We start from the raw sequence: 22,172 nt of genomic DNA, 5'->3' as shown, positions 1-22,172 counted from the left end.
GACAAGATCGGCCACTGGGACCTGTCCTAATCGGCCACTAGGACCTGTCCTAAGGGGGCCCATGGGTCTCAGCCCTCGGCGGCGGCTGTCCCCGCCCGCAACAACAGCTTCCCCGTACTGGTCCGCGCTCCCATCAGCCGATGAGCCTCCCGGGCCTCCGCAAGGCCGAACTCCGCGGTCACCGGCAGGACCACCGACCCCTCGGCCACCGTCCGGAACGCCCGCCCGGCGATCTCGCGCAGCTCGCCGGGCGCTGTTGCGGCCAGGCTGAGGATGGAGAACCCGGCGACGGAGAGACCGGTGGGGTACAGCTCCGGCTGGCCCACCCGCCAGGGCTCGGCCGAGCTCGCGTTGCCGAAGGAGACCAGGCGTCCGAAGGGGGCCAGAGAGGCGAGACTGCCGCGCAGGGTCTCGCCGCCGACCGGGTCCAGGGCCAGGTCGACCCCGCGGCCGTCCGTCGCGCCGCGCACCTCCTCCGTGAAGGTCCCGACGAAGACCTCGTCGTAGCCGTGGTCGAGGGCGTACTTCGCCTTGGCGGCGCCCGACACGACCCCGTACACGGCCCCGGCGCCGCCGGCCTTCGCCAACTGCCCGACCACCGTGCCGATTCCACCGGCCGCCCCCTGCACGAGGACCGTCTCACCGGGCTGGAGCCGTCCCACGGTGTGGATCAGTGCGTACGCCGTCGGCACCACCGTCGGGAGTGTGGCGCCCGTGCGCAGATCGATGCCGTCCGGGAGCGGGAACACGGTCAACGCTTCGGCCACGGCCACCTCGGCGTACGCGCCTCCCGCGGTCAGAGCGGCGACCTCCTGGCCGGGGCGCAGTCCCTCGACGCCGGCGCCGATCGCCCGTACCCGGCCCGAGACCTCAAGTCCCGGACGGAAAGGGAGACTTGGGACCCGGTAACCGTCCGAGCGTGCCTTCAGGTCCGCGAAGTTCACACCGGCGTAGGCGACGTCGATGCTCACCTGGCCCGGACCCGGTTCCGGTACCTCCGCCTCGACGACCTCCAGCACCTCGGGACCGCCGTACCCCTTGAGTTCGACCGCACGCATGGCACACCCCTCGTAAGCACTCGACAGAAATCGACTGTTCAACGAAAATCGAACACTCCGGAGTGTATGGTTTTCATCGAACACTCGGCAAGGTGGCATGGGCGGCGGGCCGAGAAGAGGAGGCGGACATGGCGGAGCGCATCGGTCACCCTGCGACTACCGGTCAGCGGGCGGCCACCAGCCATCGAGCCGCCCCCGAGCACACCCACCCCGACGAGGTCCCGGTGCAGACCGCCCTCGCCGCCCTCGCGGATCCGATACGCATCACGCTCGTACGGGAACTGGCCGGATCCCCCGTCTGGACCCGCAGTTGCGGCAGCTTCGACGTGCCCATCGGCAAGGCGGCCCTCAGCCACCACTTCACGGTCCTGCGTGGCGCGGGCCTCGTCGAGCAGCGTGACGAGGGCCCCAAGCGCGTCAACCGCCTCCGCCGCGAGGAGTTCGACACCCGCTTCCCGGGACTCCTCGCGCTCGTGCTGCGCGAGACGTAGGCCGCTCGTCCTGCGCGAGATCCGGGCGCTCAACAGCCGTCCGCCGGCTCCATGACCGCGTAGTCCGCGAAGTTGCGGCGGTACCTGGAGTGCCGGGTTTGCTGGGTGTGTCTGCGCTGCCACTCCTCGACCTCCGCCGGGCCCTGGCAGGGGCCGGACGCGGCGCCGCAGTCGGCCTGGTCGCCCGAGACGCACCGTGCCTCGTACTCGGGTTCCGCCGTCGCGTCCTGAACGATCGAGTAGGGCACGTAGCGGAAGATCCGACGGCGGCTGCTGCCCGGCATGTTGTGGCCTGTCCGTAGATGCCGGCGCAGCAGCACGTTGGCGTCGGTCTCCTCGGTTCCGTCGCACCGGGCGCGGGCTTCGTCACGCCGTACGGCCAGGTCCTCGCACGTGGCGCAACCGGAGACGGGCTCGGGAGGGCGGCTCACGTCGTCGCCCTGGAGCGCCGCCACCCCACCCGCCTGCCCGGAACGGTTGTTGGCGGCCCGCACTCCCGTGCTGAGCCGTTCCTCCGCCGTGGCCGGGCGGATCAGCGCCGGGTCGGCCTGCCACTCCCGGCCGCCGCCGACGGGGCGCAGCATCGCGTACGGGCCTGCCGCGTCCCGGTACTCGCCGACCTTGTCCGTCCGCGGGTCGTAGACCAACGTCCCCTTCTCCCACTGCTCCGCCATGCTCACTCCGTACGTTCGCCATCACTCTGGGTGTATCGAGCGTGGCTCAGGGGAACGGTCGGTATCAATGGCGGACGCGTGACAGTGGCCCACTGTCACGGAGGAGGTGCGGTGAGCCGACGTAATGCCGACGGGGGAGCGGCCGTTACGACTGCCGCCGTGTTCGGGGAGGTGCTGAAGCACTACCGCGAGGCGCATGTCCTGACGCAGGAGGATCTCGCGCGCCGGATCCCCTGCGACCGCTCTCAGGTGGCCCGCGTGGAGGCGGGCGCGCGGGTACCGCAGGACACCTTCGCGAAGACCTGCGACGAACTGCTCGATACCGGTGGGGTGTTGCTGCGGCTGTGGAGCCGGATCGACTGGTATCCGCAGGTGGAGCATCCGGACTGGTTCCGGCGGCGGGCTGAGATGGATGCGGTGGCGGTGGCTCTGCGGGAGTATCAAGAGCGCGTTGTCCCAGGGCTGTTGCAGACCGAGGACTACGTGCGGGCGTTGTTCAGTCGTCGTCTCACGAACTCCGAAGAGGTCGAGGAGCGGGTCCGGGCCCGACTGAGTCGGCAACAGCGCTTCCTTGACGCCGACGGCCCGTTCTTCGCCGTTGTGCTGGACGAGAGCTGTCTGCGTAACGTGGTGGGGAGCCCGGCCATCATGCGTGAGCAGTGTGCGCACCTGCTGCGGGTCGGTCGGCACCCGAACATCCACATTCAGGTCGCCCCGGCCGACCTCCCCGATGTCGTCCGTCCGAATGCCTCCATGTCGTTGATCAGGCTGCCCGACGGGCACGAGTGGGTCTACTCGGAGTCCCTGGACCGGGGCTATTTCAACGACGATCCGGCCGTCTACGGGCGCCACAGCCAGACCTATGATGTGCTCAGGGCGGACGCTCCGTCAGCCCGCGAATCCGCCGCTCTGATCAGCGACGTGATGGAGGGGTACGGGCATCATGGACAGGCTCGAGCTGACCGCGGCGACCTGGATCAAGAGCAGTTACAGCGGCGACAACGGCGGCAACTGCATCGAAGTGGCCCCCGATTTCCCCGCCGTCGTCCCCGTCCGTGACAGCAAGGACCCGCACGGCCCGGTGCTGGTCATCGACCGCGGGGCCTGGGCGGCGTTCGTGTCGGCCGTACGGCAGTAGTCAGCCTGCCTCCGGCTTCCGGGCCAGGACGAACGCCTGAGCCGTCTTCTCCGGCGCCTCAGCCTCGCGCACCAGCCGCGCCACCTCTACGAACCCCGCCGCGCGCAGCAGTTCGGCGACCCGCTCGGGTGGGAAGCGGTGGACGTCGAGGTCGACGCCATGGCCGTACGCGTGCGCCAGATGCACGTGCTCGTCGCCCACCTTGAAGGCGAGGAGGAGATGACCGCCGGGGGCGAGGACGCGGTGGAACTCACCGAAGAACAGCGGTAGTTCGTCCACCGGTGTGTGAACCGTGGAGTACCAGGCGAGGGCTCCGGCCAGGGTGTCGTCCTCCAGGCCCTTCCCCGTCACCGTCTACCTCTCCACCCTCACCGTGCACACCGTCCCCGGACAGGACGCGGCCCGCGTCGAGTGGTCCGGCACCTTCACCCCGAACGGCGTGAGCGACGAAGAGGCCATCGCCCTGTTCCACGGCATCTACAGCGACGGCCTGGCCGCACTGCGAAGGGCACTCACGCCGGAAGCCGCCTGACGGGCCCGCGCGCGCGAGATCAAAGGACTCGCATTGGTCGGTCGTCGCCCGTCAGGATGACGGCCATGCAGCGCGTCGAGTTTCTGAACTACCCCGCCAGTGAACAACCGGCGCACCTCCTGTGGGGCATCCGCATCGACGGCACTGACCTGCGTGTGCACACCGCCGATGCCACCCGCGAACTCTGGCGCCCAGAGCTTGAGGACGAGACCGAGGCGGAGCAGGCGCACTTCCTGCTCCGCCAGCACGATGGCCTGTACGTCTCCGAGGTCAGTGACCCCGTACGCCATTTCCTCGGGGCACCCGCCGCGGAATTCGTGGGCTTCGGCGCCGAAACCACCCCAGTCCTGGGCTGCTTCTGCGGCCTCTGGGGCTGCTGGTGCCTGCTGACGGTCATCACCAGTGCGCCGGACATCGTGACCTGGTTCCCCTTCCGGCAACCCGACCGCGAGCAGTGGGGCGAACTGCCCATGGGTCCCTACGTCTTCGCCCGCCCCGCCTACGAAGCCGCGCTCGCGGCGCCGACCCGCCTCTCCGAGGACCCGCTCGGCCCCGGCCTGGCCTCACTCGAAGCCGAGATCGCTGCCGAGATCGCTTAGGCCGGCCGACGCCGCAGCGCCGCGTACAGTCCCGCGCTCACTGCGAAGCCAACGAGGCGGGTGATGTCCCCGAACGCAGGCCACTGCTCCGGCACCCACCCCACGTACTTCTCCTGGGTTCGAGAAGAACGGGACGGACGCCGCGATACCGATCAACTGGCCTTCCATACCGGGCCACTCCGGCACTCCAACACTCCGGCGCGGCCGGGGTGCCGACCCCGAACCGTCAGGGGCGGAAGGCGCGGCGTACGGCTTCGGCGAGGCTGGCGCGCCGACGTTCGTGGTCGGCGGCCGGGTCCGCGGTGGTGGCGGTGTAACTGAGGCTGTTGGGGGACCAGGTCATGGCAAGGGAGATGACCATGGAGTGCACGTCGGCCGCGGGCAGGGAACCGTCGACGCGGCCGGCGTCCTGCGCGGCGACGATGGCCTCGACCTTGGGAGCCTCGTCGGCCTCTGTGAAGAGGTGCCCCTCAGGTGTGCGTTCCAGGCGGGCCCAGGTCGCCAGACGTACGAGCTGTGGGTGCGCGAGGTAGGCGTCGTAGAGGCGTACGGCGTAGCCGGGCAGGTCGTCGGCGGTGAGCGGGACGGTGTCGAGGATCGCGTTGACCTGGTCGGCCAGTACGGCGTCGAAGAGGGCTTCCTTGCTGCCGTAGTAGGCGTACATCTGCGCCTTGCTCGTCCTGGCGTCCACGGAGATGCGGTCGACGCGCGAGCCGGCGATGCCATGGGCGGCGAACTCCACGGCGGCGGCGTCGAGAAGCCTGCGCCTGCTGGCTTGTCCCTTGTCCATAGCGCACAGCATAAACGAACTGGTTCGTTTGCCTGGTGGTCGAGAAGGGGTTACGTTGAAACAGAACGAACCAGTTCGTTTCGTTGGGGGAGGTGTGTCTCATCCACTCCCCCCGCCTCACCCACAGACCACGAGGGGCAGCTAATGAGCATGCAGAGCACGGGGCGCCTGACCGGCACGGTGGCCCTGGTCACCGGTGCCAGCAGCGGCATCGGCGAAGCCACCGCCCGCACCCTGGCCGCCGAAGGCGCCACCGTCGGACTCGTCGCCCGCCGAAAGGGCCGCCTCGACATCCTGGCCGCCGCCATCGGCGAGGCCGGCGGGAGTGCTCACGTCTTTCCCGCCGACCTGACCTCCGACGGCGCCGAGGCGACCGGCCTCGTACGCCAGGCCGTCAGCCGCATGGGGCGACTCGACACCCTCGTCAACGCCGCCGGCATCATGCTCGTCGGGCCTGCCCTCGATGCCCCCGTCGAGGAATGGCAGCACAACGTCGACCTGAACGTCTCCGCCCTGCTGCGCCTCACCCACGCGGCACTTCCCCACCTGGTCACCGCCGCCACGGCCGGCCCACGACGAGTCGCCGACCTCGTCAACATCAGCTCCGTCGCCGGTCGGCAGGCGTTCGGCGGAGCGGCTGTCTACAGCGCCACCAAGTTCGCCGTCACGGCCTTCAGTGAGGCCCTGCGCCAAGAACTCGCCGCCCAGCACGTCCGCGTCAGCACCGTCGAGCCCGGCGCCGTTGCCACGGAGCTCACTCGCCACATCCGCGACGGCGTCCGCGAAGACAACGAAGCCTGGTACGCCTCGATGGAAACCCTCCGGCCCGCCGACATCGCCGACGCCGTCTCCTATGTCGTCACCCGTCCCCGTCACGCCGCCGTCAACGAGATCGTCGTACGCCCCACCGAACAGGGCTGACGGCGAGGCGGGCCTGCCTCGCGACCGGCCGGACCTCGCCTGGGCGCCGACAGGCGGGCGATCTCGGCGAGCCGCGCCGCGCGCAGCAGTCCGGCGACGCGCTCGGCTGGGAATCGGTGCGGTTGGTCGCGCCGGGCCACCGTCACCATCCCCGGGGGCAGGTCGATGCCGAACGCGTCGAGGCCGAGCGCCTCCAGCCCTGAGGACTCGGCGTAGTTGGCGGCGGCAGTGTCGGGCGGCGCCCGGGTGGCGTCCAGTTGAGAAGTGGTGCCCGGAAGGCCAGAGCCAGGATCTGAGAGCACCGTCGCAGTTCTGGCAGCCCCGTCGCAGTTCTGGCAGCACCATCGAAGTTCCGACAGGCCGTCGCCATATTGGATCCTGTATGCCATTCTGTGGCGATGACCTATGGCGACGACGCGACAATCGACGACATCCTCACCGGCGCCGGAGACATCTGGGCCGTGGTCGGGCTGTCCAGCAACCCTGAACGGGCCGCCTACCGGGTGGCCGAGAAGCTGCAGCGCATCGGCAAGAAAGTGGTGCCCGTGCACCCCAAGGCCGAGACGGTGCACGGCGAGCAGGGGTACGCCTCGCTCGCGGAGATCCCCTTCCCGGTGGACGTGGTGAACGTCTTCGTCAACTCCGCCCTGGCCGGCGACATCGCGGACCAGGCCGTGGCGCTCGGTGCGAAGGCGGTCTGGTTCCAGATCGATGTCATAGACGTGGCCGCCTACGACCGGACCCGCGAGGCCGGCCTGCGGATGGTGATGGACCGCTCCGCGGGACGGGAGATCACCCGGCTGGGGCTACTGGCCTGAGCGATCGGCGCCGTCGGCTGAGCGATCGGCGCCGTCGGCCGATCGATCCGTGCCATCGGCTGATCGATCCGCGCGCGATCGGCTGATCGATTCACGGCATCGCGCATCGACCCGCGCCATCGCCCCCGCCGATCCCCCCATCGGCAGGACCCCCCACTGGCTCGTGGACCGGCCATGGCCCCCGCTCGTAGCTTCGGGGCCATGGCCTACGAAAGCAGCCCCGAGCACAAGGGCACCGTTCAGCTCACCGCCGCGATGGTGCTCTCCGGAACGCTGGGCATCTTCGTCGTCGAGTCCGGCGCCTCGCCGTTCAACGTCGTCTTCTTCCGCGTCCTCTTCGGCGCCGTCGCCCTCGGCGGCTACGCCCTCGCCCGCGGCTACTTCCGCGACCACGGCCTGACGCCGCGCAAGCTCGGACTGGCCGCGCTGGGCGGGGTGTTCATCGTCTTCAACTGGGTCCTGCTCTTCCAGTCGTACGAGAACACGTCGATCTCGGTCGCGACGGTCGTCTACCACACACAGCCGTTCTACGTGGTCCTGCTGGGCGCCCTGCTCTTCCGCGAGCGCCTCACCGCGGCGAAGGTCGGCTGGGTCCTCGTCGCCTTCGTCGGCCTGATCCTGGTCTCCGGGATCGGCCCCGGTGACTTCACCGGCTCGGACACCACGTACGTCCTCGGTATCGGACAAGCCCTCCTGGCGGCCGTCCTCTACGGCCTCTCCACCCTCGTGACCAAGCGCATCACCGGAGTGCGCCCCCACCTCATCGCCCTCGTCCAAGTCCTCATCGGCATACCGCTGTTGCTCCCGCTCGCCGACTTCGGCGCGATGCGCGGCACGGGAGCGGGCTGGGGCTGGCTGGTCGGACTCGGGCTCATCCACACGGGCCTGATGTACGTCCTGCTGTACTCCGCGTACGCCAAACTCCCGACCGCGAAGATCGCCGTACTGGCCTTCACCTACCCGGCGGTGGCGATGGTCGCCGACTGGGCGGTGTACGGCCACCACATCGGCCTCGTCCAGGCGCTCGGCGTCCCGCTGATCGTCCTGGCGAGCCTGCGCGTCACTCTGGCGAAGCCGGTACAGGTCACGCCCCCGACGCCCGCCCCCGCGCCCGTGGAGGTCACGACTCCGACGACTCCGACGCCTCCGAAGACTGCTCCCGCACCAGCCGCCTCGCCTGCTCCACAAACAGCCGCACATGTGCCGGAAGCCGCTTCCCGGCCCGCCACGCGAGCTGAGTCCGAAGCGTGAACGGCGCCTCCCACGGCAGCCGCAGGAGACTGCCGTCCGCCAGTTCCGCGGCGACCGTCACCTCGGGCAGCAACGCGATCCCGAGGCCGGCCGCCGCGGCCCGCTTGGTCGCCTCGATCGTCCCGAACTCCAGGAAGGCCACGGGGGAGCCTTCCTGGACAAGGGAGTTGAGCTCCCGCTCGAACAAGTCCCGGTAGGCGCAGCCCGGTTCGGTGCCGAGCAGGGACTCCCGTACGAGATCGGTCGTGAACACCGGGGCCGACGCCAGCCGATGGCCCGGCGCCGTGACGAGCGCCAGCGGCTCGACCGCGAGCACCACGGTCTCAAGACCCGCGTGCTCGGTCTCCCGCTCCATCAGGAAGCCCACGTCGTACGTGCCCTGCCGCAGCGCCTGCCGGGTCTCGTCACCGACGGTCGTCCGCAGGGAGAGCCGGACGCCCGGGTAGCGGTGGTGGAACAACTCCAGCAAGGGCAGCAGGCGGTACGCGGTCAGCGACTCCATCGTGCCGACGGTCAGCGCGCCGGCCGGCTCGGCGGCGCCGACGACCGCCGCCCGCGCCTCCTCGCTCAGCTCGATGATCTGCCGGGCGTACGGGAGGAGCCGCTCGCCCGCTTCGGTCAGCCGGATCCTGCTCCCCAGCCGGTCGAAGAGCTCGGTCCCCAGCGAGGACTCCAGGGCGCGGATCTGACCGGTCACGCTGGACTGCGCGTACTTCAGCTCGGCGGCGGCCTGCGTGAAGCTCAGCACGGTCGCGACCTTCTCGAAGGTGACGAGCAGCCGCAGTTCCATGTCGGGCTCAGATCTCTTCGTGTAGGGGTGTGTAGGGCGCGCCGGGCTCAGGCCTCGTCATCGCGCTCGCGCCGCTTCAGTTCGTCCTCGCGGCGCTGGAGGTCCGCCTCCCACTTCTTGAGAAGCGCTTCGTCGTCCTTGCCGCCGCCCTTGTCATCCTTCTTCAGAGACTTGAGGAACTCGGGGTTGTCGTCCGGCGCGACGAACCCCGTGCGCTGGTCGCGGCGCCACGCGGAGGGCGCGGCGCCGTTCCCGGGTGTCGTTCGCGGCCTGCCCGCCACCAGCCAGGCGACCGGGCCGACCAGCACCTCGCCGAAGAGCAGGATGATGATCACCCACACCACCTTCGGCAGGCCCCGTACTTCCTTCTCCGGCGTGTTCAGGCAGTCGATGAAGGCGTAGATCCACAGCGCCAGGACCAGCAGGAAGGGCAGATACCTGAGCATGGGCGGACGTTCCCCCAGAGAGCGGCGGCGGGGCGGCGAAGGGCCCCGGTGACGGGCACAGGTTATCGGGTGGCCGATACTGGGACGCATGGCTTACGACGATCTTCGCTCCCTGTTGCGGGCCCTTGAGCGCGAGGGCGACCTCAAGCGCATCAAGGCCGAGGTGGACCCGTATCTGGAAGTCGGGGAGATCGTCGACCGGGTGCAGAAGGCGCAGGGCCCGGCGCTGCTCTTCGAGAACGTCCGCGGGTCGGCGATGCCGCTCGCGATGAACGTCTTCGGAACCGACCGGAGACTGCTCAAGGCCCTCGGCCTCAAGTCGTACGGCGAGATCTCCGAGAAGATCGGCGGGCTGCTGAAGCCCGAGCTGCCGCACGGGTTCGTCGGGGTGCGCGAGGCCTTCGGGAAGCTCGGCGCGATGGCGCACGTACCGCCGAAGAAGGTCAAGGACGGGCCGGTCCAGGAGATCGTGCTCCGGGGCGAGGACGTGGACCTCGACCAGCTTCCTGCGCTGTTCACCTGGCCGCAGGACGGCGGGTCCTTCTTCAACCTGGGTCTGACCCACACCAAGGACCCCGACTCCGGCATCCGCAACCTCGGGCTCTACCGCCTCCAGCGCCACGACAAGCGCACCATCGGCATGCACTGGCAGATCCACAAGGACAGCCGCAACCACTACCAGGTGGCGGCGCGGCGCGGCGAGCGGCTGCCGGTCGCCATCGCCTTCGGGTGTCCGCCGGCCGTGACGTACGCCGCGACCGCCCCGCTGCCCGGTGACATGGACGAGTACCTCCTCGCCGGGTTCATCCAGGGCAAGCGGATCGAGTTGGTCGACTGCAAGACGGTGCCGTTGCAGGTGCCGGCGAACGCCGAGGTCGTCATCGAAGGGTGGCTGGAGCCGGGCGAGATGCTCCCGGAGGGGCCGTTCGGCGACCACACCGGGTTCTACACGCCGCAGGAGCCGTTCCCGGCGCTGACCATCGACTGCGTGACGATGCGGAAGCGGCCGCTGATCCAGTCGATCGTCGTAGGCCGCCCTCCGACGGAGGACGGACCCCTCGGCCGGGCGACGGAGCGGTTCTTCCTCCCCCTCCTCAAGATCGTCGTGCCGGACATCGTGGACTACCACCTGCCCGAAGCGGGGGGTTTCCACAACTGCGCGATCGTCGCGATCGACAAGAAATACCCCAAGCACGCCCAGAAGGTGATGCACGCTGTGTGGGGGGCCCACATGATGTCCCTCACCAAGCTGATCGTGGTCGTCGACTCCGACTGCGACGTCCACGATCTGCACGAGGTCGCGTGGCGGGCCCTGGGCAACACGGACTACGCCCGCGACCTCACCGTCGTGGAGGGCCCGGTCGACCACCTCGACCACGCCTCGTACCAGCAGTTCTGGGGCGGCAAGGCGGGCATCGACGCGACGAGGAAGTGGCCCGAGGAGGGCTACACCCGGGACGGCGGCTGGCCCGAGATGGTGCTGCCCGACCCGGAGACGGCGTCGAAGGTCGACCGCCGCTGGAAGGAGTACGGCTTGTGAAGTCGCTCAACAACGGAAAGGCGGGAGGCCGGTGAGCAGCGCTTCCGCGGCACTCCCGCAACCCGGCCGCACCAAGGCGTTCCTGCGCCTAGTCATGATCGAGCACTCGGTGTTCGCGCTGCCCTTCGCCTACATCGCCGCGCTGACAGCGATGTTCCAGTGGGACGGCAACATCCACTGGGGACGGCTGCTGCTCGTCACCGTCGCGATGGTCGGGCTGCGCACCTTCGCCATGGCCGCGAACCGGATCATCGACCGCGAGATCGACGCCCGCAATCCCCGTACGGCCCACCGCGAACTGGTCACCGGCGCGATGAGCGTGAAGCACGCCTGGACCGGCGCGCTGGTCGCCCTCGTCTTCTTCCTCGGCGCCGCGGCCCTGCTCAACCCGCTGTGCCTGGCCCTTGCGCCGATCGCGGTCATCCCGATGGTCGTGTATCCGTACGGCAAGCGGTTCACGAACTTCCCGCAGGCCATCCTGGGTCTCGCCCAGGCGATGGGCCCGATCGGCGGCTGGCTGGCGATCAGCGGCGAGTGGTCCTGGGACGCGGTGATCCTCGGGCTCGCCGTCGGCATCTGGATCGGCGGCTTCGACCTGATCTACGCCTGCCAGGACGTCGAGACGGACCGCGAGGTCGGTGTGATGTCGGTGCCGGCCCGCTTCGGCATCCCCGCCGCGATCCAGGGCGCGCGCGTCTGCCACGCCCTCACCACGGCCCTCCTGGTGTGGTACGCCCTCGCCACCGACGCCGGAACGTTCTTCTGGGCCGGCCTGGTGATCGTCGCGGGTGCCTTCCTCTACGAGCACTCCATCGTCAAGCCGCACGACCTGTCCCGCCTGAACCGCGCCTTCTTCAGCGTCAACGGGTTCATCGGCATCGCGCTGTTCGTGTGTGCGCTGCTCGACCTGCTGGTACGCGGGCTCAGCGTATAAGCGCGGGTGCGGCGGCGGCCCGGCGCCGGAACACGAACGCCGCCGCCACCCCCGACACCAGTCCGACCAGGTGGCCCTCCCAGCTGACGCCCGTCTGCGTCGGAGCCAGGCCCATCAGGATCGAACTGCCCCAGACCGCGCCGACCAGCAGGCCGACGAGGACACCCAGCGGGCGGCGCTCGATGAAGCCGCTCACCAGCAGGAAGCCGAACAGGCCGAAGATCAGCCCGGAGGCGCCCGCGGTGTTGGTGTTCGCCGGGGATATCAGCCAGACCCCCAGACCGTCTGCGACGATGATCGTCGCGCAGACCGCGGCGAACCGGCGCAGCCCGCCGAGGGCCGCGAGAAAGCCCAGGACCAGCAGCGGCACGCTGTTGGCGGCGACATGGCCGAAGCCGAAGTGGATGAAGGCCGCGGGCACGATGTCGACCAGCTCGGAGGCCCTGCGCGGGACGATCCCGAGGCCGTCGAGCGCGTGCCCGCTGACCGCGTCGACCACTTCGAGCAGCCACAGCAGGGCCACCCAGCCCACCATCACCTTGGCCGCGGTCCGCGCCCGGTCGCCGCGCGTCCACTCAAGTGCCGTACCCGACCTCGTACCAGACATGGCAACCCCCACGGTCAACTCGTCCCTTCCAGGGAACGCTCCGGCCCCCTTGGCCGGTTCCCACCCCGCGACGCCGGATAGGCTCAGCACCATGAACCCAGGACAGACGCAGCGCCGGCCTTGGATCGTGGGGGTGTCGGGGGCGTCCGGTACCCCGTACGCCGCCGCCGTGCTGCGCGCGCTTCTGGATGCGGGGGAGAGCGTGGACCTGGTGGTCTCCCGCGCCTCCCGGCTCACTCTGCTCGACGAGACGGGGCTCGCCTTCCGGGACGCCCACTGGCAGCAGGACCTGTGCGAGTGGCTGGCCAGGGGCGCCGACGGCAAGCCGGACACCTTCAGCGCCTTCAAAGGACGTATCGGCGCCGTACGGCACTGGAGCGCGCGTGACCTGGCGGCCGGGCCGTCCTCCGGCTCGTACCCCACGAAGGGCATGCTCATCGTGCCCGCCTCCACGGCCTGCGTGGCCGGAGTCGCCCTCGGCCTCTCGAAGGACCTGCTCCAGCGCGCCGCGAGCGTCACCCTCAAGGAGGGCCGCAAGCTGGTCGTCGCGGTCCGTGAGACGCCGTTGAGCGGGCAGACGCTGCGGCAGCTGGTGGCCCTGGACGACGCGGGCGCGACGGTGCTGCCGGCCTCGCCGGGGTTCTACGCGGGGGGCACGCACATCCAGGACCTGGTGGACTTCGTCGCCGGGCGGGTCCTCGACGCGGCGGGTGTCGAGCACAGCCTGTACCGGCGGTGGGAGGGCGAACTCGGCGGGGGTTCGCACGCACCTGAGCACTGAGCGGTGCCCAACAGCACTGACAAGTACGTAATTTCCGGCATTCAGCACTTTCAGGAACTTTTCAGCGGAAGGCAATCGATCGCATGGACGCGGTGGACAGGCAGCTCATCCAGGCCCTGAGAGAGAACGGCCGGGCTTCCTACGCGGAACTGGGGCGCCTCGTCGGACTGTCGGGACCCAGTGTCACCGACCGCATCAACCGGTTGGAGGCGGCCGGTGTCATCACCGGCTACCGCGCCACCGTCGACTCGGCCTCGCTGGGTCTGGGCGTGATCGCCCTGATCGGCATCTCGCTCTCCGACGCCGCCGACCACGAGGACGTGGCGCGCCGGATGCGGGACCTGGGCGAGATCGAGGACTGCTGGTTCATCGCCGGCGACGACTCCTTCATGCTCAAGGTGCGCGCCAGTGACGTGGACGGGCTGGAGAAGACCATCCGGCGGCTGTCGGGAACGAAGGGCGTCTCCAGGACCCGTACGACCATCGTGCTCTCCACGAAGTGGGAGAACCGGGTGGGAGAGCTGCCCGAAGAGGAGTAGCCGCCTGCTTCAGGAGGGTCGCACGGGTAGGCGTACGGTTGACAGGGTTCGTCAAGAGGAGAGGTACACGCATGGATGTCGGGCTCAAGCGCGAGCTGGAGGACAAGGTCCGGGCCGGTGAGCGGCTGACCCGCGAGGACGGCATCGCGCTGTACGAGTCGGACGACCTGGCCTGGCTCGGCGGTCTCGCCCACGAGGTGCGGATGCGGAAGAACGGCGACGTCGTCCACTTCAACGTCAACCGCCACCTCAACATGACGAACGTGTGCACCGCGTCCTGCGCGTACTGCTCGTTCCAGCGCAAGCCGGGCGAGAAGGACGCTTACACGATGCGCATCGAGGAGGCCGTCCGCCTCGCCAAGGCGATGGAGGGCGAGAACCTCACCGAGCTGCACATCGTCAACGGCCTGCACCCGAACCTGCCGTGGCGCTACTACCCGCGCTCGCTCAGCGAGCTGAAGAAGGCCCTCCCGGACGTCTCGCTGAAGGCCTTCACGGCCACCGAGATCCATCACTTCGAGACGATCTCCGGGCTGTCGGCCTCCGAGATCCTCGACGAGCTCATCGACGCCGGTCTGGAGTCCCTCACCGGCGGCGGCGCCGAGATCTTCGACTGGGAGGTCCGGCAGCACATCGTCGACCACCGCACCCACTGGGAAGACTGGTCGCGGATCCACCGGCTCGCGCACGAGAAGGGTCTCAAGACCCCGTGCACGATGCTTTACGGCCATATCGAGGAGCCCCGCCACCGCGTGGACCACGTGCTGCGGCTGCGCGAACTCCAGGACGAGACCGGCGGTTTCCAGGTCTTCATCCCGCTGCGCTACCAGCACGACTTCGTCGACGTGAAGGACGGCAAGGTCCGCAACCGCCTCCAGGCGCGGACGCAGATGGCGACGGGCGCCGAGGCCCTCAAGACCTTCGCGGTCTCGCGCCTCCTCTTCGACAACGTGCCGCACGTCAAGGTCTTCTGGGTCATGCACGGCGTCCAGACCGCGCAGCTCGCCCTCCAGCACGGCGCCGACGACATGGACGGCTCGGTCGTCGAGTACAAGATCACGCACGACGCCGACAACTACGGCACCCCGAACAAGCTGACCCGCGAGGACCTCCTCGACCTGATCCGCGACGCCGGCTTCCGCCCGGTCGAGCGGAACACGCGGTACGAGATCATCCGCGAGTACGACGGTCCGGACCCGGCACGCCGTGAGTCCCCCCAGCCGATGCGGGTCTGAGAGGGCGCGCACGGTGGCACTGACCTTCCAACTGGACCCCTCCGTCGGTCCGGAGCTGCGTGACGGCGTGATCGCCCTGTGGACGGACGTCTCGAACGCGGGCGGCTCGGTCGGTTTCGTACCGCCGGTGGACGTCGAGGACATCCGGCCCGAGTGGCGCAAGCACCTCACGGCGATGGCGGACGGCCGCACCCGGCTGCTCGTGGGGTACGACGAGCACGGCGCCGTCGCGGCCACCGCGTTCTTCGGCTTCAACACGCACCGGCTGATGCGGCACTGGGTGTGGCTGTACACGGTGATGGTGCACCCCGGGCACCAGGGCAAGGGGTACGGGCGGGAGCTGCTGGCCGCCGCCGAGGAAGCCGCCGCCGGGTTCGAGGGGATCGACGCGATCCGGCTCACCTGCCGGGGCGGAGAGGGCCTTGAGCGGTTCTACGGCTCCTGCGGCTACAAGGAGGTCGGCCGGGTGCCCGGTGCGATCCGGGTCGGACCCGGTGACGACCGGGACGACATCACGATGCTGTTGTCCCTCGGTTCCGACGGGCTGTTGTCCCTGGGCTCCGACGTCTGAGGCCCGCCTGCAAGATCCCTGTCCCGCCGTGCTTCACTGGACGGTGCCCTTTGGGATGTTCCAAACGGATTCGGATCGGAAGAGTGGATTGACATGGGCCGCTACACGCTGATGCGTCTTGGAGTCTTCGCGGGCTGCCTCGTGGTCGTCTGGGGCCTCGTCTCCCTCGGTCTCGCCCCGCGCGGATTCGGTGACTCCAACTACATGTGGATCGTCCTGCTCTCCCTGCTGATCTCCGCCCCGATCAGCTTCGTCGTGCTGCGCAAGGAGCGTGACCGCGCCTCCGCCCAGGTCGTCGCCCGCGTCGACCGCGTCAAGGCCAACCTGGAGCAGAACCGCAGCCAGGAGGACAGCGTGGACGACGCGGCCCGCGGCGGTGCGCAGGGCCAGCCTTCCTGAAAGCTCCCCGTGCACGGTCGGCGGCGGCCGATCGTACGCTTGCCCGCATGGGTGCTGTGAAGAGCAACATGGGTGCTGTGAAGAGCAGACGGATGCCGCGGGCGGTACGCGAACAGCAGATGCTGGACGCGGCCGTACGGACCTTCGGGCAGTTGGGGTACCGGGCCGCGTCGATGGACGAGATCGCCGAACTGGCGGGCGTCTCCAAGCCGTTGGTGTATCTGTACCTGAACTCGAAGGAAGACCTCTTCACCGCCTGCATCCGGCGCGAGGCCGAGGCGCTCACCGCCGCCGTCATGGCCGGCGTACAGCCGGAGCTGCCCGCCGACCGCCAACTCTGGGACGGACTGCGGGCGTTCTTCACGCACACCGCGGAGAACCCCGACGGCTGGTCCGTGCTGCACCTCCAGGCGCGTACGCACGGCGAGCCGTTCGCCGCCGAGGCCGGCGTGATGCGCGAGGAGCTGGTCGCGTTCGTCACGCGGTTGATCCTGGTCGCGGCCCGTGAGGCGCACCGTGACCCGTCCCTGGAGGCGGGCGAGGTCGCCGGGCTCGCCGAGGCGCTGGTCGGCGCGGCCGAGTCGCTCGCGGCCTGGGCCAACGCGACGCCGGGCGTCTCGGCGAAGCAGGCCGCGGCGACCTTGATGAACTTCGCCTGGGCGGGCCTCGGCGACCTCATGGAGGGGCGCCCCTGGTCACCGCCCGCCAGGGAACCCTCGGTCCAAGGACCCTCAGTCCACCAAGGAACCTCCGTCCAAGGACCCTCAGGCTAAGGAACCTCAGTCCAGGTAGCCCCACGCGCAGAGCGCGCGGGTGGACGATTCGGAGCCGGCGGTCAGGTCCTCGTAGCGCACGGTGTGGCCGGGCAGATGCTGTCTCGCCTCTTCCAGCGTCCGCATGTACTCGCGGTGACCTGTCCGGCCGGAGGTCTGGTGGAGCCTGGAGGCCCGGTGGGCGTGGCCTCGGTGCGGGGGAGGGGCCTGCGCGCACGGGTGACGCGCAGGCCGGTACAGCTCTCGAACGCGGACCTCGCCGTCCGCTTCAGGTCTTTGTTCCAGGCCGTTTGTGCGTTGCCGCTCCCAGGGAGGCTGCCGAGCGCTCGGACCTGCCCGGGTGGAGCCAGCCGGCGACTTCAGGGTGGACGGTGACTTCCACCCCGGTACCGGCCAGGACGAGCGGCAGGGTGTGCACGGTGGGGGACAGACTGATCAGGGTCCTGGCGACCGGGCCCTTCAACAGCTGCAGTTCCAGGGGGAGTTCGGGCTGTACGACTTCCAGCTCGGCGTAGTCGGCGATGAGCCGCAGCTTGTCCCGGTCCTCGCGGAGGTCCGCGAAGTAGCGTTCCGCGTTCACCCGGTCGGCGAGGGAGACGACCCCCCGTATGTATCGCGCGAAGTCGATCAGGCCGTTCTCGGGGAGCGGACTGCCGATCAGGTCGACGCCGGGGTGGACCTGCGGCGGTCCGAACCGCTGCCGCGCCCAGCCGTAGGTGTTGGCCGAGGTGACCGAGCCGGGCGGCAGTTCGAGACCGGCCGTCAGGCAGGAGAAGACCTCGAGGTGCCCTCCGCCTTCGGGGGCTATCCGGCGTGCGACGCGGGAGGCCGCCGCCGATCCGGGCCTCTTTCGGTGCCAGCGGACCGGAGGTCTGCCGGCGAGCAGGCTGCGGGAGAGGTCCAGGGTCGCCGTGCCGTCGTCGATGAGCACGAAGTCCCGTGTCCTGGCCAGGGGCAGCAGCCGCCGGATCAGCCTGGAGGAGGGGTCGCCGATCACCAGGCGCTCCGCCCCGGCCAGCTTTGCCACGAGCGCCGCCGGGGCGCGCGGAAAGCCGACCGGGACCCTGCGGATGTCGTACAGACCGACGCCGATGCCCTCCGCGCGGGCCAACCGGGCCATCGCGCCCAGCTGGTGGCGTGTGGCCGGGTCGCGCGGCAGCAGGACCGCCGCCTCGCACCTCTCGGGATGCGGCGCACTGTCGTGCTCGCCCAGGGCCCACTCCAGCAGGCTGAGGAGCTGACTGGAGTTCTCGACGAGCGCGAGAGTGCGGGTCATGGTCTTCCCTCAGTGTCGCCGATCACGAAGTTCTGGCGGTGGCGCGGATCACGGAGTTCCGCGGAGTGCGTGTGGCCGTGTGCGTGTGGCCTTGTTGCGCGACGCGCACTCCGCGGTGTCGTACCGCGGCGCGGGTCAGGCCCGCGCCCAGCGGCGGAGTGCCGGTGCGACCCGCTTGTGGCCCATGCGGTAGAGCCCCCTGGCGCCGCGGCGGGTGACGCCACGGACGACCGCCTTCAGGGAACCGTCGCTCGTCGCGGACTGCACGGGCAGCGGCCTGCCCTTCTCGTCGAAGCCGTTGCGTGTCAGCAGACCGCCCAGGTAGATGCCGGCCCGCTGGGGTGTGTAGTACGGCCGCAGCTGCGGAAGCGGACCCGCGGCGCGCAGCGCGGCGATACGTGCGCGTGCGCCGGCGTACGGGTCGCTCCTGCCGATGCCCTGTGCGGCCGCCCACTCCGGGTCCACGCGGGGCAACGCGCCCCCGTCGAGCTCGTCCCAGGAGGCGAGGCAGCCCGATTCCACGAAGTAGTGGTTGCCGTGCGCCTCGCGGACACCGAAGTCGGTGAGTATCGCGGTGGGTATGTTCCGGTGCATCGACTCCAGCGCGGCGGTGGAGCTGACCGTCACCAACAGGTCGGTGGTGTCGAGGACTTCACCCATGTTGCCGTACACGAGCTCGAGGTTGGACGGGGCCGGCTCGGCCAGGTTCTCGATGAGTTCCTGGTACGGGTTCGCCTCGACGTGGGTCGTCTGCTCGCCCGGCAGGCTGCGCAGCTTCATCAGGACCCGGCGCTCGGGGTACCGGCGGGCGTGGGCCGCCGCGCGCTCCAGGAGCAGGAGCCGCTCCTTCTTGCTGGGCACCGACGGCTGCACGGCGAAGGTCAGCGTGAAGGGGCGGTCGGTGGACGGCACGTACTGGGCGCCGCCGAGGAAGGGCAGCGCGCACTCGACGACGGTTTCCGGGTCTACGCCCACGTTGCTGAAGACGGTCTGGAACCGTCCCGCGTCGTAGGCGCTGTTGGCGAGGACGAGATCGGCGCCGGCGCGGGTGAGCAGGCCGTCGACCATCTTCTCGTAGACGACTCCGACGTAGCCGGTGACGGTGATGGGCCGCTCGGGGCGCGACTGCCACGCCAGACCCAGGCTGTGTACGAGCGCGAGCGCCGTACCGCCGATGACCGACAGGACCACGATGTCGGCGCTCGCGAACTCCTCGTCGTCGACCAGCTCGGCCGCGGTGACCTCACGCTGGGTGTCCGGCACGATGCCGACCTCGGCGAGCTGACGTTCCGTCGGGGTCGCCCGTGTGCGCAGGAAGTACGCGTCGAGAGCGTGGTCCGGTGCGATCTGCCGTGCGACGGAGGCGCCCCACTTCCAGCGGGTATCCGAATCGGCGAGAACGGCGATACGTCTGGGTGCGTGGGACATGTCTTGAGGAGCGCCTTCCTGGCGTGGTTCCAGCACGTGGACAGAGGCTAGAAAGGATGCCTGAGGGTGGAATGAGTACAGCATTGCAAGAACCTTGGTATGGCCATGGGTTTACTGTCAGACGCGCCGAACTCGACTGGCTGACCTGCTGGTTCACAGCAGAGTTGGGAGAAAACCGACATATCGCCGGAGTGCGATTGTCGGACAAAAATTTGCCCGTTGTTCATTTTAGGGCATGCGTGTTCCGGTGGATGAAGGGCATCGCGGAACACCGCGCCCGCCCCCGAACGCACCGCAAACCCGCACGTCGCCCGCCCGTCGGCCGCACAAACCCCACACTCGGGAGTCGTACGATCCCACCTCGTCCCGCCTGCCGTGCCACCCCGTCCCCCTGAACCCCTCGACCTCCAGGGCCGTATGAGGATTCGCCCCCTCGCCCCGCCCGGCCCTCGGCCGACAAGGAGCCACCCCGTGTCCAGTCAGTACCCCTCTGAACCTGCGCGCCTGGAGCCCGAGATCAAGCGGCTGGACGGGGTTGTGCGCGAGGTGTCCGTGCCTGCGCTGACCGGCCCGATGACGCACGGCTCCCTCGCGGACATCCCGTTCGACAACGCGAACGCGGCCCCGCAGGAGCCCGTCCTCAGCCGCAAGGGCCCCGACGGCCAATGGGTGGACGTGACCGCGGCCGAGTTCGCGGCGCAGGTGGAGGCGGTGGCGAAAGGGCTGATCGCGGAGGGTCTGGTCCCCGGCGACCGCCTCGCCATCATGGCGCGGACGACGTACGAGTGGACACTCCTCGACTTCGCCGCCTGGGCGGCGGGCCTCGTTACCGTCCCCATATATCCCACCTCATCCCCTTATCAAGTCCGCTGGATCCTCCAGGACTCGGGAGCCGTCGCGCTCGCCACCGAGTCCACCGCACAGGCCGCCGCCCTGGGCCCGGAACGTGACCGAATACCCGATCTGCGACATATGTGGGTATTCGAAAAGGGGCACGTGGAGCGGCTCGCAGAGCTGGGCGCCGACATCCAGGACCAGGAAGTCGCCGTACGGCGGGGGGTGCTGGGCCCCGACACGCTCGCCACCCTGATCTACACCTCGGGCACGACAGGCCGCCCCAAGGGCTGCGCCGTCACCCACGGCAACTTCTTCACCGAGATCGACAACGCGATCGAGCTGCTCTACCCCATCTTCAGGTCCGGCACCCGGGACCCCGCCTCCACGCTTCTCTTCCTGCCCCTCGCGCATGTCTTCGGCCGGATGGTCTCGGTGGCTTGCCTGCGCGCCCGCGTGAAACTCGGCCACGCGCCGAGCCTCAAGACCGAGTACCTCCTCGAGGACCTTGCCTCCTTTCAGCCGACCTTCCTGCTGGCCATCCCTTATGTCCTGGAAAAGGTCTTCAATACGGGCCGGGCCACGGCCGAACGGATGGGCCGCGGCTCGTCCTTCGACCGGGCGGCGCGCATCGCCCAGCGGTACGGCGAGGCGCTGGAGGCCCAGCAGCACGGCACCGGCCCGGGCCCCGGCCGGGCCCTGCGCGCCGCCCGCGCCCTCTACGACCCGCTGGTCTACCGCCGTATCCGCAACGCCCTCGGCGGCAGAGTCCGGTACGCGATCTGCGGCGGGTCCCCGCTCGGCCGCAAGCTCGCCGCGTTCTACGCGGGCGCCGGTATCGAGATCTACGAGGGGTACGGCCTGACGGAGTCGACCGCGGCCGCCACGGTCACCCCGCCGAACAAACCCCGGCTGGGGACGGTGGGCCTGCCGCTTCCCGGCACCCGGGTGCGGATAGCCGCCGACGGCGAGATCCTGCTGAGCGGCTTCCAGATCTTCCGCGGCTACTGGGATATCCACGCGGGCGGCGTGGTCGACGCGGCCCCGGACGGCTGGTTCGCGACCGGCGACATCGGCGCGCTCGACGACGGCGGCTACCTGACCATCACCGGCCGCAAGAAGGAGATCCTCATCACGGCGGGCGGCAAGAACGTGGCCCCGGCCCCCATGCAGGACTGGCTCCGCGCCCATCCCCTCATCGCCCAGTGCATGGTCCTGGGAGACCGCCGCCCCTATGTCACGGCCCTCATCACCCTCGACCCCGACGGCCTCACCCACTGGCGTCAGATGAACCACAAACACCCGGTTCCCGCCGAACTCCTCATGGACGACGAGGAGTTGCTTGCCGTCCTGCAGCGAGCCGTCGACGAGGGCAACAAACTCGTCTCCCGCCCCGAGTCCATCCGCCGCTTCGCCGTCCTCCCCGGCGCATTCACGGAGGAAGCGGGTCATCTGACCCCCACGATGAAGCTGAAGCGGGACGCGATCGCCCACGACTTCGCCCGGGAGATCGAGGACCTGTACGCGGACTATGAGAAGTAGGATGCACCGGCAACGGGTGAAACTCCGGCACCGCGAGTCCCGTCCTCGTCCTGGTCGGGTGTGGGATGCGCGGTCCGAGGCACTCGGTCAGTGAGCGGCGGCCTGCTTCGCGGGACGGGGGGACGCTCGGGGCCCGGGAGTGAATCAGGTACAACTTTCCCCGGTCTTCGGCAGTCCAACGCAGGCAGTCCAACACCCGGTGAGC

At 69.6% G+C, this 22,172-nt stretch carries 25 protein-coding genes and 2 pseudogenes; 17 read left to right on the top strand and 10 right to left on the bottom strand.

What is annotated here, in order from left to right:
• Positions 1–68: 68 nt before the first annotated feature.
• Positions 69–1,058 (bottom strand): zinc-binding alcohol dehydrogenase family protein, encoded by a 990-nt coding sequence (locus tag ACFVKT_RS34485; protein WP_385738934.1) that lies wholly within the window; start codon positions 1,056–1,058, stop codon positions 69–71.
• A 128-nt stretch (positions 1,059–1,186) separates the two neighbouring features.
• Between ACFVKT_RS34485 and ACFVKT_RS34480 the strand changes: the two genes are divergently transcribed.
• Complete coding sequence (locus tag ACFVKT_RS34480) at positions 1,187–1,549, top strand: ArsR/SmtB family transcription factor (RefSeq protein ID WP_385738933.1); 363 nt, start codon at positions 1,187–1,189, stop codon at positions 1,547–1,549.
• A gap of 29 nt (positions 1,550–1,578) precedes the next feature.
• Here the strand turns inward: ACFVKT_RS34480 and ACFVKT_RS34475 are convergent, their stop codons facing one another.
• The gene (locus ACFVKT_RS34475) at positions 1,579–2,223 is read right to left on the bottom strand and encodes a hypothetical protein (RefSeq protein WP_385738931.1); all 645 of its coding nucleotides are present in this window, start codon (positions 2,221–2,223) and stop codon (positions 1,579–1,581) included.
• Between the two features lie 111 nt (positions 2,224–2,334).
• On the opposite strand from ACFVKT_RS34475, the gene ACFVKT_RS34470 reads away from it, so the two are divergent.
• Positions 2,335–3,282, top strand: coding sequence for a Scr1 family TA system antitoxin-like transcriptional regulator (locus ACFVKT_RS34470; protein ID WP_385738929.1), 948 nt, complete (start codon positions 2,335–2,337; stop codon positions 3,280–3,282).
• Complete coding sequence (locus ACFVKT_RS34465) at positions 3,245–3,361, top strand: DUF397 domain-containing protein (RefSeq protein ID WP_385738927.1); 117 nt, start codon at positions 3,245–3,247, stop codon at positions 3,359–3,361. The genes ACFVKT_RS34470 and ACFVKT_RS34465 overlap by 38 nt, the downstream gene beginning before the upstream one ends.
• Here the strand turns inward: ACFVKT_RS34465 and ACFVKT_RS34460 are convergent, their stop codons facing one another.
• On the bottom strand, positions 3,362–3,712 hold the full coding sequence (locus tag ACFVKT_RS34460) for a hypothetical protein (RefSeq protein ID WP_385738925.1): 351 nt from the start codon (positions 3,710–3,712) through the stop codon (positions 3,362–3,364).
• Between ACFVKT_RS34460 and ACFVKT_RS34455 the strand changes: the two are divergent.
• A pseudogene (locus ACFVKT_RS34455) lies at positions 3,699–3,893 on the top strand (SRPBCC family protein); the annotation flags it as partial. The gene ACFVKT_RS34460 and the pseudogene ACFVKT_RS34455 overlap by 14 nt on opposite strands.
• A 65-nt stretch (positions 3,894–3,958) precedes the next feature.
• Positions 3,959–4,492 carry a hypothetical protein gene (locus ACFVKT_RS34450; RefSeq protein ID WP_385738923.1) on the top strand — a complete coding sequence of 178 codons (534 nt, stop codon included), beginning with the start codon at positions 3,959–3,961 and terminating at the stop codon, positions 4,490–4,492.
• A gap of 226 nt (positions 4,493–4,718) precedes the next feature.
• Here ACFVKT_RS34450 and ACFVKT_RS34445 read toward each other — a convergent pair whose 3' ends face one another.
• The gene (locus ACFVKT_RS34445) at positions 4,719–5,282 is read right to left on the bottom strand and encodes a TetR family transcriptional regulator (RefSeq protein WP_385738921.1); all 564 of its coding nucleotides are present in this window, start codon (positions 5,280–5,282) and stop codon (positions 4,719–4,721) included.
• Between the two features lie 144 nt (positions 5,283–5,426).
• On the opposite strand from ACFVKT_RS34445, the gene ACFVKT_RS34440 reads away from it, so the two are divergent.
• On the top strand, positions 5,427–6,203 hold the full coding sequence (locus ACFVKT_RS34440; RefSeq protein ID WP_385738919.1) for an SDR family oxidoreductase: 777 nt from the start codon (positions 5,427–5,429) through the stop codon (positions 6,201–6,203).
• Here the strand turns inward: ACFVKT_RS34440 and ACFVKT_RS34435 are convergent.
• On the bottom strand, positions 6,155–6,505 hold the full coding sequence (locus ACFVKT_RS34435; protein ID WP_385738917.1) for a hypothetical protein: 351 nt from the start codon (positions 6,503–6,505) through the stop codon (positions 6,155–6,157). The two genes, ACFVKT_RS34440 and ACFVKT_RS34435, sit on opposite strands and share 49 nt — an antisense overlap.
• Positions 6,506–6,601: 96 nt before the next feature.
• Between ACFVKT_RS34435 and ACFVKT_RS34430 the strand changes: the two genes are divergently transcribed.
• Positions 6,602–7,021 carry a CoA-binding protein gene (locus ACFVKT_RS34430; RefSeq protein WP_384374478.1) on the top strand — a complete coding sequence of 140 codons (420 nt, stop codon included), beginning with the start codon at positions 6,602–6,604 and terminating at the stop codon, positions 7,019–7,021.
• 201 nt (positions 7,022–7,222) lie between these two features.
• A complete protein-coding gene (locus ACFVKT_RS34425) occupies positions 7,223–8,272 on the top strand; it encodes a DMT family transporter (protein ID WP_385738914.1) in 1,050 nt (349 codons plus the stop codon).
• Here ACFVKT_RS34425 and ACFVKT_RS34420 read toward each other — a convergent pair.
• Together ACFVKT_RS34420 and ACFVKT_RS34415 are read right to left on the bottom strand one after the other, a co-directional pair.
• Positions 8,175–9,062: pseudogene (locus tag ACFVKT_RS34420) on the bottom strand (LysR family transcriptional regulator); the annotation flags it as partial. The gene ACFVKT_RS34425 and the pseudogene ACFVKT_RS34420 overlap by 98 nt on opposite strands.
• Positions 9,063–9,109: 47 nt before the next feature.
• Positions 9,110–9,508: a PLD nuclease N-terminal domain-containing protein gene (locus ACFVKT_RS34415; RefSeq protein ID WP_385738912.1), complete on the bottom strand. Its 399-nt coding sequence runs from the start codon at positions 9,506–9,508 to the stop codon at positions 9,110–9,112.
• Positions 9,509–9,596: 88 nt separating this feature from the next.
• On the opposite strand from ACFVKT_RS34415, the gene ACFVKT_RS34410 reads away from it, so the two are divergent.
• Together ACFVKT_RS34410 and mqnP are read left to right on the top strand one after the other, a co-directional pair.
• Entirely contained in the window at positions 9,597–11,048 is a 1,452-nt protein-coding gene (locus ACFVKT_RS34410; protein WP_385738910.1) for a menaquinone biosynthesis decarboxylase, read from the top strand.
• 31 nt (positions 11,049–11,079) lie between these two features.
• Positions 11,080–11,982: a menaquinone biosynthesis prenyltransferase MqnP gene (mqnP, locus tag ACFVKT_RS34405; RefSeq protein WP_385738908.1), complete on the top strand. Its 903-nt coding sequence runs from the start codon at positions 11,080–11,082 to the stop codon at positions 11,980–11,982.
• Here the strand turns inward: mqnP and ACFVKT_RS34400 are convergent.
• Positions 11,972–12,589 (bottom strand): rhomboid family intramembrane serine protease, encoded by a 618-nt coding sequence (locus tag ACFVKT_RS34400; RefSeq protein ID WP_385738906.1) that lies wholly within the window; start codon positions 12,587–12,589, stop codon positions 11,972–11,974. The genes mqnP and ACFVKT_RS34400 overlap by 11 nt on opposite strands.
• A 91-nt stretch (positions 12,590–12,680) precedes the next feature.
• Between ACFVKT_RS34400 and ACFVKT_RS34395 the strand changes: the two genes are divergently transcribed.
• From ACFVKT_RS34395 to ACFVKT_RS34370, 6 genes are all read left to right on the top strand, one after another.
• Positions 12,681–13,370, top strand: a complete 690-nt coding sequence (locus ACFVKT_RS34395; RefSeq protein WP_385738904.1) for a UbiX family flavin prenyltransferase — start codon at positions 12,681–12,683, stop codon at positions 13,368–13,370.
• A gap of 83 nt (positions 13,371–13,453) precedes the next feature.
• Positions 13,454–13,909, top strand: coding sequence for an Lrp/AsnC family transcriptional regulator (locus ACFVKT_RS34390; protein ID WP_384374448.1), 456 nt, complete (start codon positions 13,454–13,456; stop codon positions 13,907–13,909).
• A gap of 71 nt (positions 13,910–13,980) precedes the next feature.
• Positions 13,981–15,144, top strand: a complete 1,164-nt coding sequence (mqnE, locus tag ACFVKT_RS34385) for an aminofutalosine synthase MqnE (protein WP_385738901.1) — start codon at positions 13,981–13,983, stop codon at positions 15,142–15,144.
• A 13-nt stretch (positions 15,145–15,157) separates the two neighbouring features.
• Positions 15,158–15,715: a GNAT family N-acetyltransferase gene (locus ACFVKT_RS34380; protein WP_385738899.1), complete on the top strand. Its 558-nt coding sequence runs from the start codon at positions 15,158–15,160 to the stop codon at positions 15,713–15,715.
• A gap of 93 nt (positions 15,716–15,808) precedes the next feature.
• Positions 15,809–16,114, top strand: coding sequence for a DUF4229 domain-containing protein (locus ACFVKT_RS34375; RefSeq protein WP_385738897.1), 306 nt, complete (start codon positions 15,809–15,811; stop codon positions 16,112–16,114).
• Between the two features lie 68 nt (positions 16,115–16,182).
• Positions 16,183–16,887 (top strand): TetR/AcrR family transcriptional regulator, encoded by a 705-nt coding sequence (locus ACFVKT_RS34370; RefSeq protein ID WP_385739184.1) that lies wholly within the window; start codon positions 16,183–16,185, stop codon positions 16,885–16,887.
• Positions 16,888–17,155: 268 nt separating this feature from the next.
• On the opposite strand, the gene ACFVKT_RS34365 is transcribed toward ACFVKT_RS34370, so the two are convergent.
• Entirely contained in the window at positions 17,156–18,163 is a 1,008-nt protein-coding gene (locus tag ACFVKT_RS34365; RefSeq protein ID WP_385738895.1) for a hypothetical protein, read from the bottom strand.
• Positions 18,164–18,298: 135 nt separating this feature from the next.
• The gene (locus ACFVKT_RS34360; RefSeq protein WP_385738893.1) at positions 18,299–19,591 is read right to left on the bottom strand and encodes a DUF6716 putative glycosyltransferase; all 1,293 of its coding nucleotides are present in this window, start codon (positions 19,589–19,591) and stop codon (positions 18,299–18,301) included.
• 417 nt (positions 19,592–20,008) lie between these two features.
• Here ACFVKT_RS34360 and ACFVKT_RS34355 point away from each other — a divergent pair, with 417 nt between their 5' ends.
• On the top strand, positions 20,009–21,967 hold the full coding sequence (locus tag ACFVKT_RS34355; protein WP_385738891.1) for an AMP-dependent synthetase/ligase: 1,959 nt from the start codon (positions 20,009–20,011) through the stop codon (positions 21,965–21,967).
• The last annotated feature ends 205 nt before the right edge of the window (positions 21,968–22,172 follow it).

This window comes from Streptomyces sp. NPDC127595 (genome assembly GCF_042671685.1).
Taxonomy (GTDB): domain Bacteria; phylum Actinomycetota; class Actinomycetes; order Streptomycetales; family Streptomycetaceae; genus Streptomyces.
Note: the sequence above shows the minus strand (reverse complement) of the source record. Positions and strands in the feature narration are given on the sequence as shown.

Bases quoted from the DNA above. Each gene is read 5' to 3' on its own strand.
- ACFVKT_RS34400 (WP_385738906.1), bottom strand. From the start codon at position 12,589: ATGTCTGGTACGAGGTCGGGTACGGCACTTGAGTGGACGCGCGGCGAC.
- ACFVKT_RS34415 (WP_385738912.1), bottom strand. From the start codon at position 9,508: ATGCTCAGGTATCTGCCCTTCCTGCTGGTCCTGGCGCTGTGGATCTAC.
- ACFVKT_RS34425 (WP_385738914.1), top strand. From the start codon at position 7,223: ATGGCCTACGAAAGCAGCCCCGAGCACAAGGGCACCGTTCAGCTCACC.
- ACFVKT_RS34450 (WP_385738923.1), top strand. From the start codon at position 3,959: ATGCAGCGCGTCGAGTTTCTGAACTACCCCGCCAGTGAACAACCGGCG.
- mqnE (WP_385738901.1), top strand. From the start codon at position 13,981: ATGGATGTCGGGCTCAAGCGCGAGCTGGAGGACAAGGTCCGGGCCGGT.
- ACFVKT_RS34390 (WP_384374448.1), top strand. From the start codon at position 13,454: ATGGACGCGGTGGACAGGCAGCTCATCCAGGCCCTGAGAGAGAACGGC.
- ACFVKT_RS34480 (WP_385738933.1), top strand. From the start codon at position 1,187: ATGGCGGAGCGCATCGGTCACCCTGCGACTACCGGTCAGCGGGCGGCC.
- ACFVKT_RS34485 (WP_385738934.1), bottom strand. From the start codon at position 1,058: ATGCGTGCGGTCGAACTCAAGGGGTACGGCGGTCCCGAGGTGCTGGAG.
- ACFVKT_RS34370 (WP_385739184.1), top strand. From the start codon at position 16,183: ATGGGTGCTGTGAAGAGCAGACGGATGCCGCGGGCGGTACGCGAACAG.
- ACFVKT_RS34360 (WP_385738893.1), bottom strand. From the start codon at position 19,591: ATGTCCCACGCACCCAGACGTATCGCCGTTCTCGCCGATTCGGATACC.
- ACFVKT_RS34475 (WP_385738931.1), bottom strand. From the start codon at position 2,223: ATGGCGGAGCAGTGGGAGAAGGGGACGTTGGTCTACGACCCGCGGACG.
- ACFVKT_RS34395 (WP_385738904.1), top strand. From the start codon at position 12,681: ATGAACCCAGGACAGACGCAGCGCCGGCCTTGGATCGTGGGGGTGTCG.
- ACFVKT_RS34355 (WP_385738891.1), top strand. From the start codon at position 20,009: ATGAGGATTCGCCCCCTCGCCCCGCCCGGCCCTCGGCCGACAAGGAGC.
- ACFVKT_RS34430 (WP_384374478.1), top strand. From the start codon at position 6,602: ATGACCTATGGCGACGACGCGACAATCGACGACATCCTCACCGGCGCC.
- ACFVKT_RS34445 (WP_385738921.1), bottom strand. From the start codon at position 5,282: ATGGACAAGGGACAAGCCAGCAGGCGCAGGCTTCTCGACGCCGCCGCC.
- ACFVKT_RS34410 (WP_385738910.1), top strand. From the start codon at position 9,597: ATGGCTTACGACGATCTTCGCTCCCTGTTGCGGGCCCTTGAGCGCGAG.
- ACFVKT_RS34375 (WP_385738897.1), top strand. From the start codon at position 15,809: ATGGGCCGCTACACGCTGATGCGTCTTGGAGTCTTCGCGGGCTGCCTC.
- ACFVKT_RS34365 (WP_385738895.1), bottom strand. From the start codon at position 18,163: ATGACCCGCACTCTCGCGCTCGTCGAGAACTCCAGTCAGCTCCTCAGC.
- ACFVKT_RS34440 (WP_385738919.1), top strand. From the start codon at position 5,427: ATGAGCATGCAGAGCACGGGGCGCCTGACCGGCACGGTGGCCCTGGTC.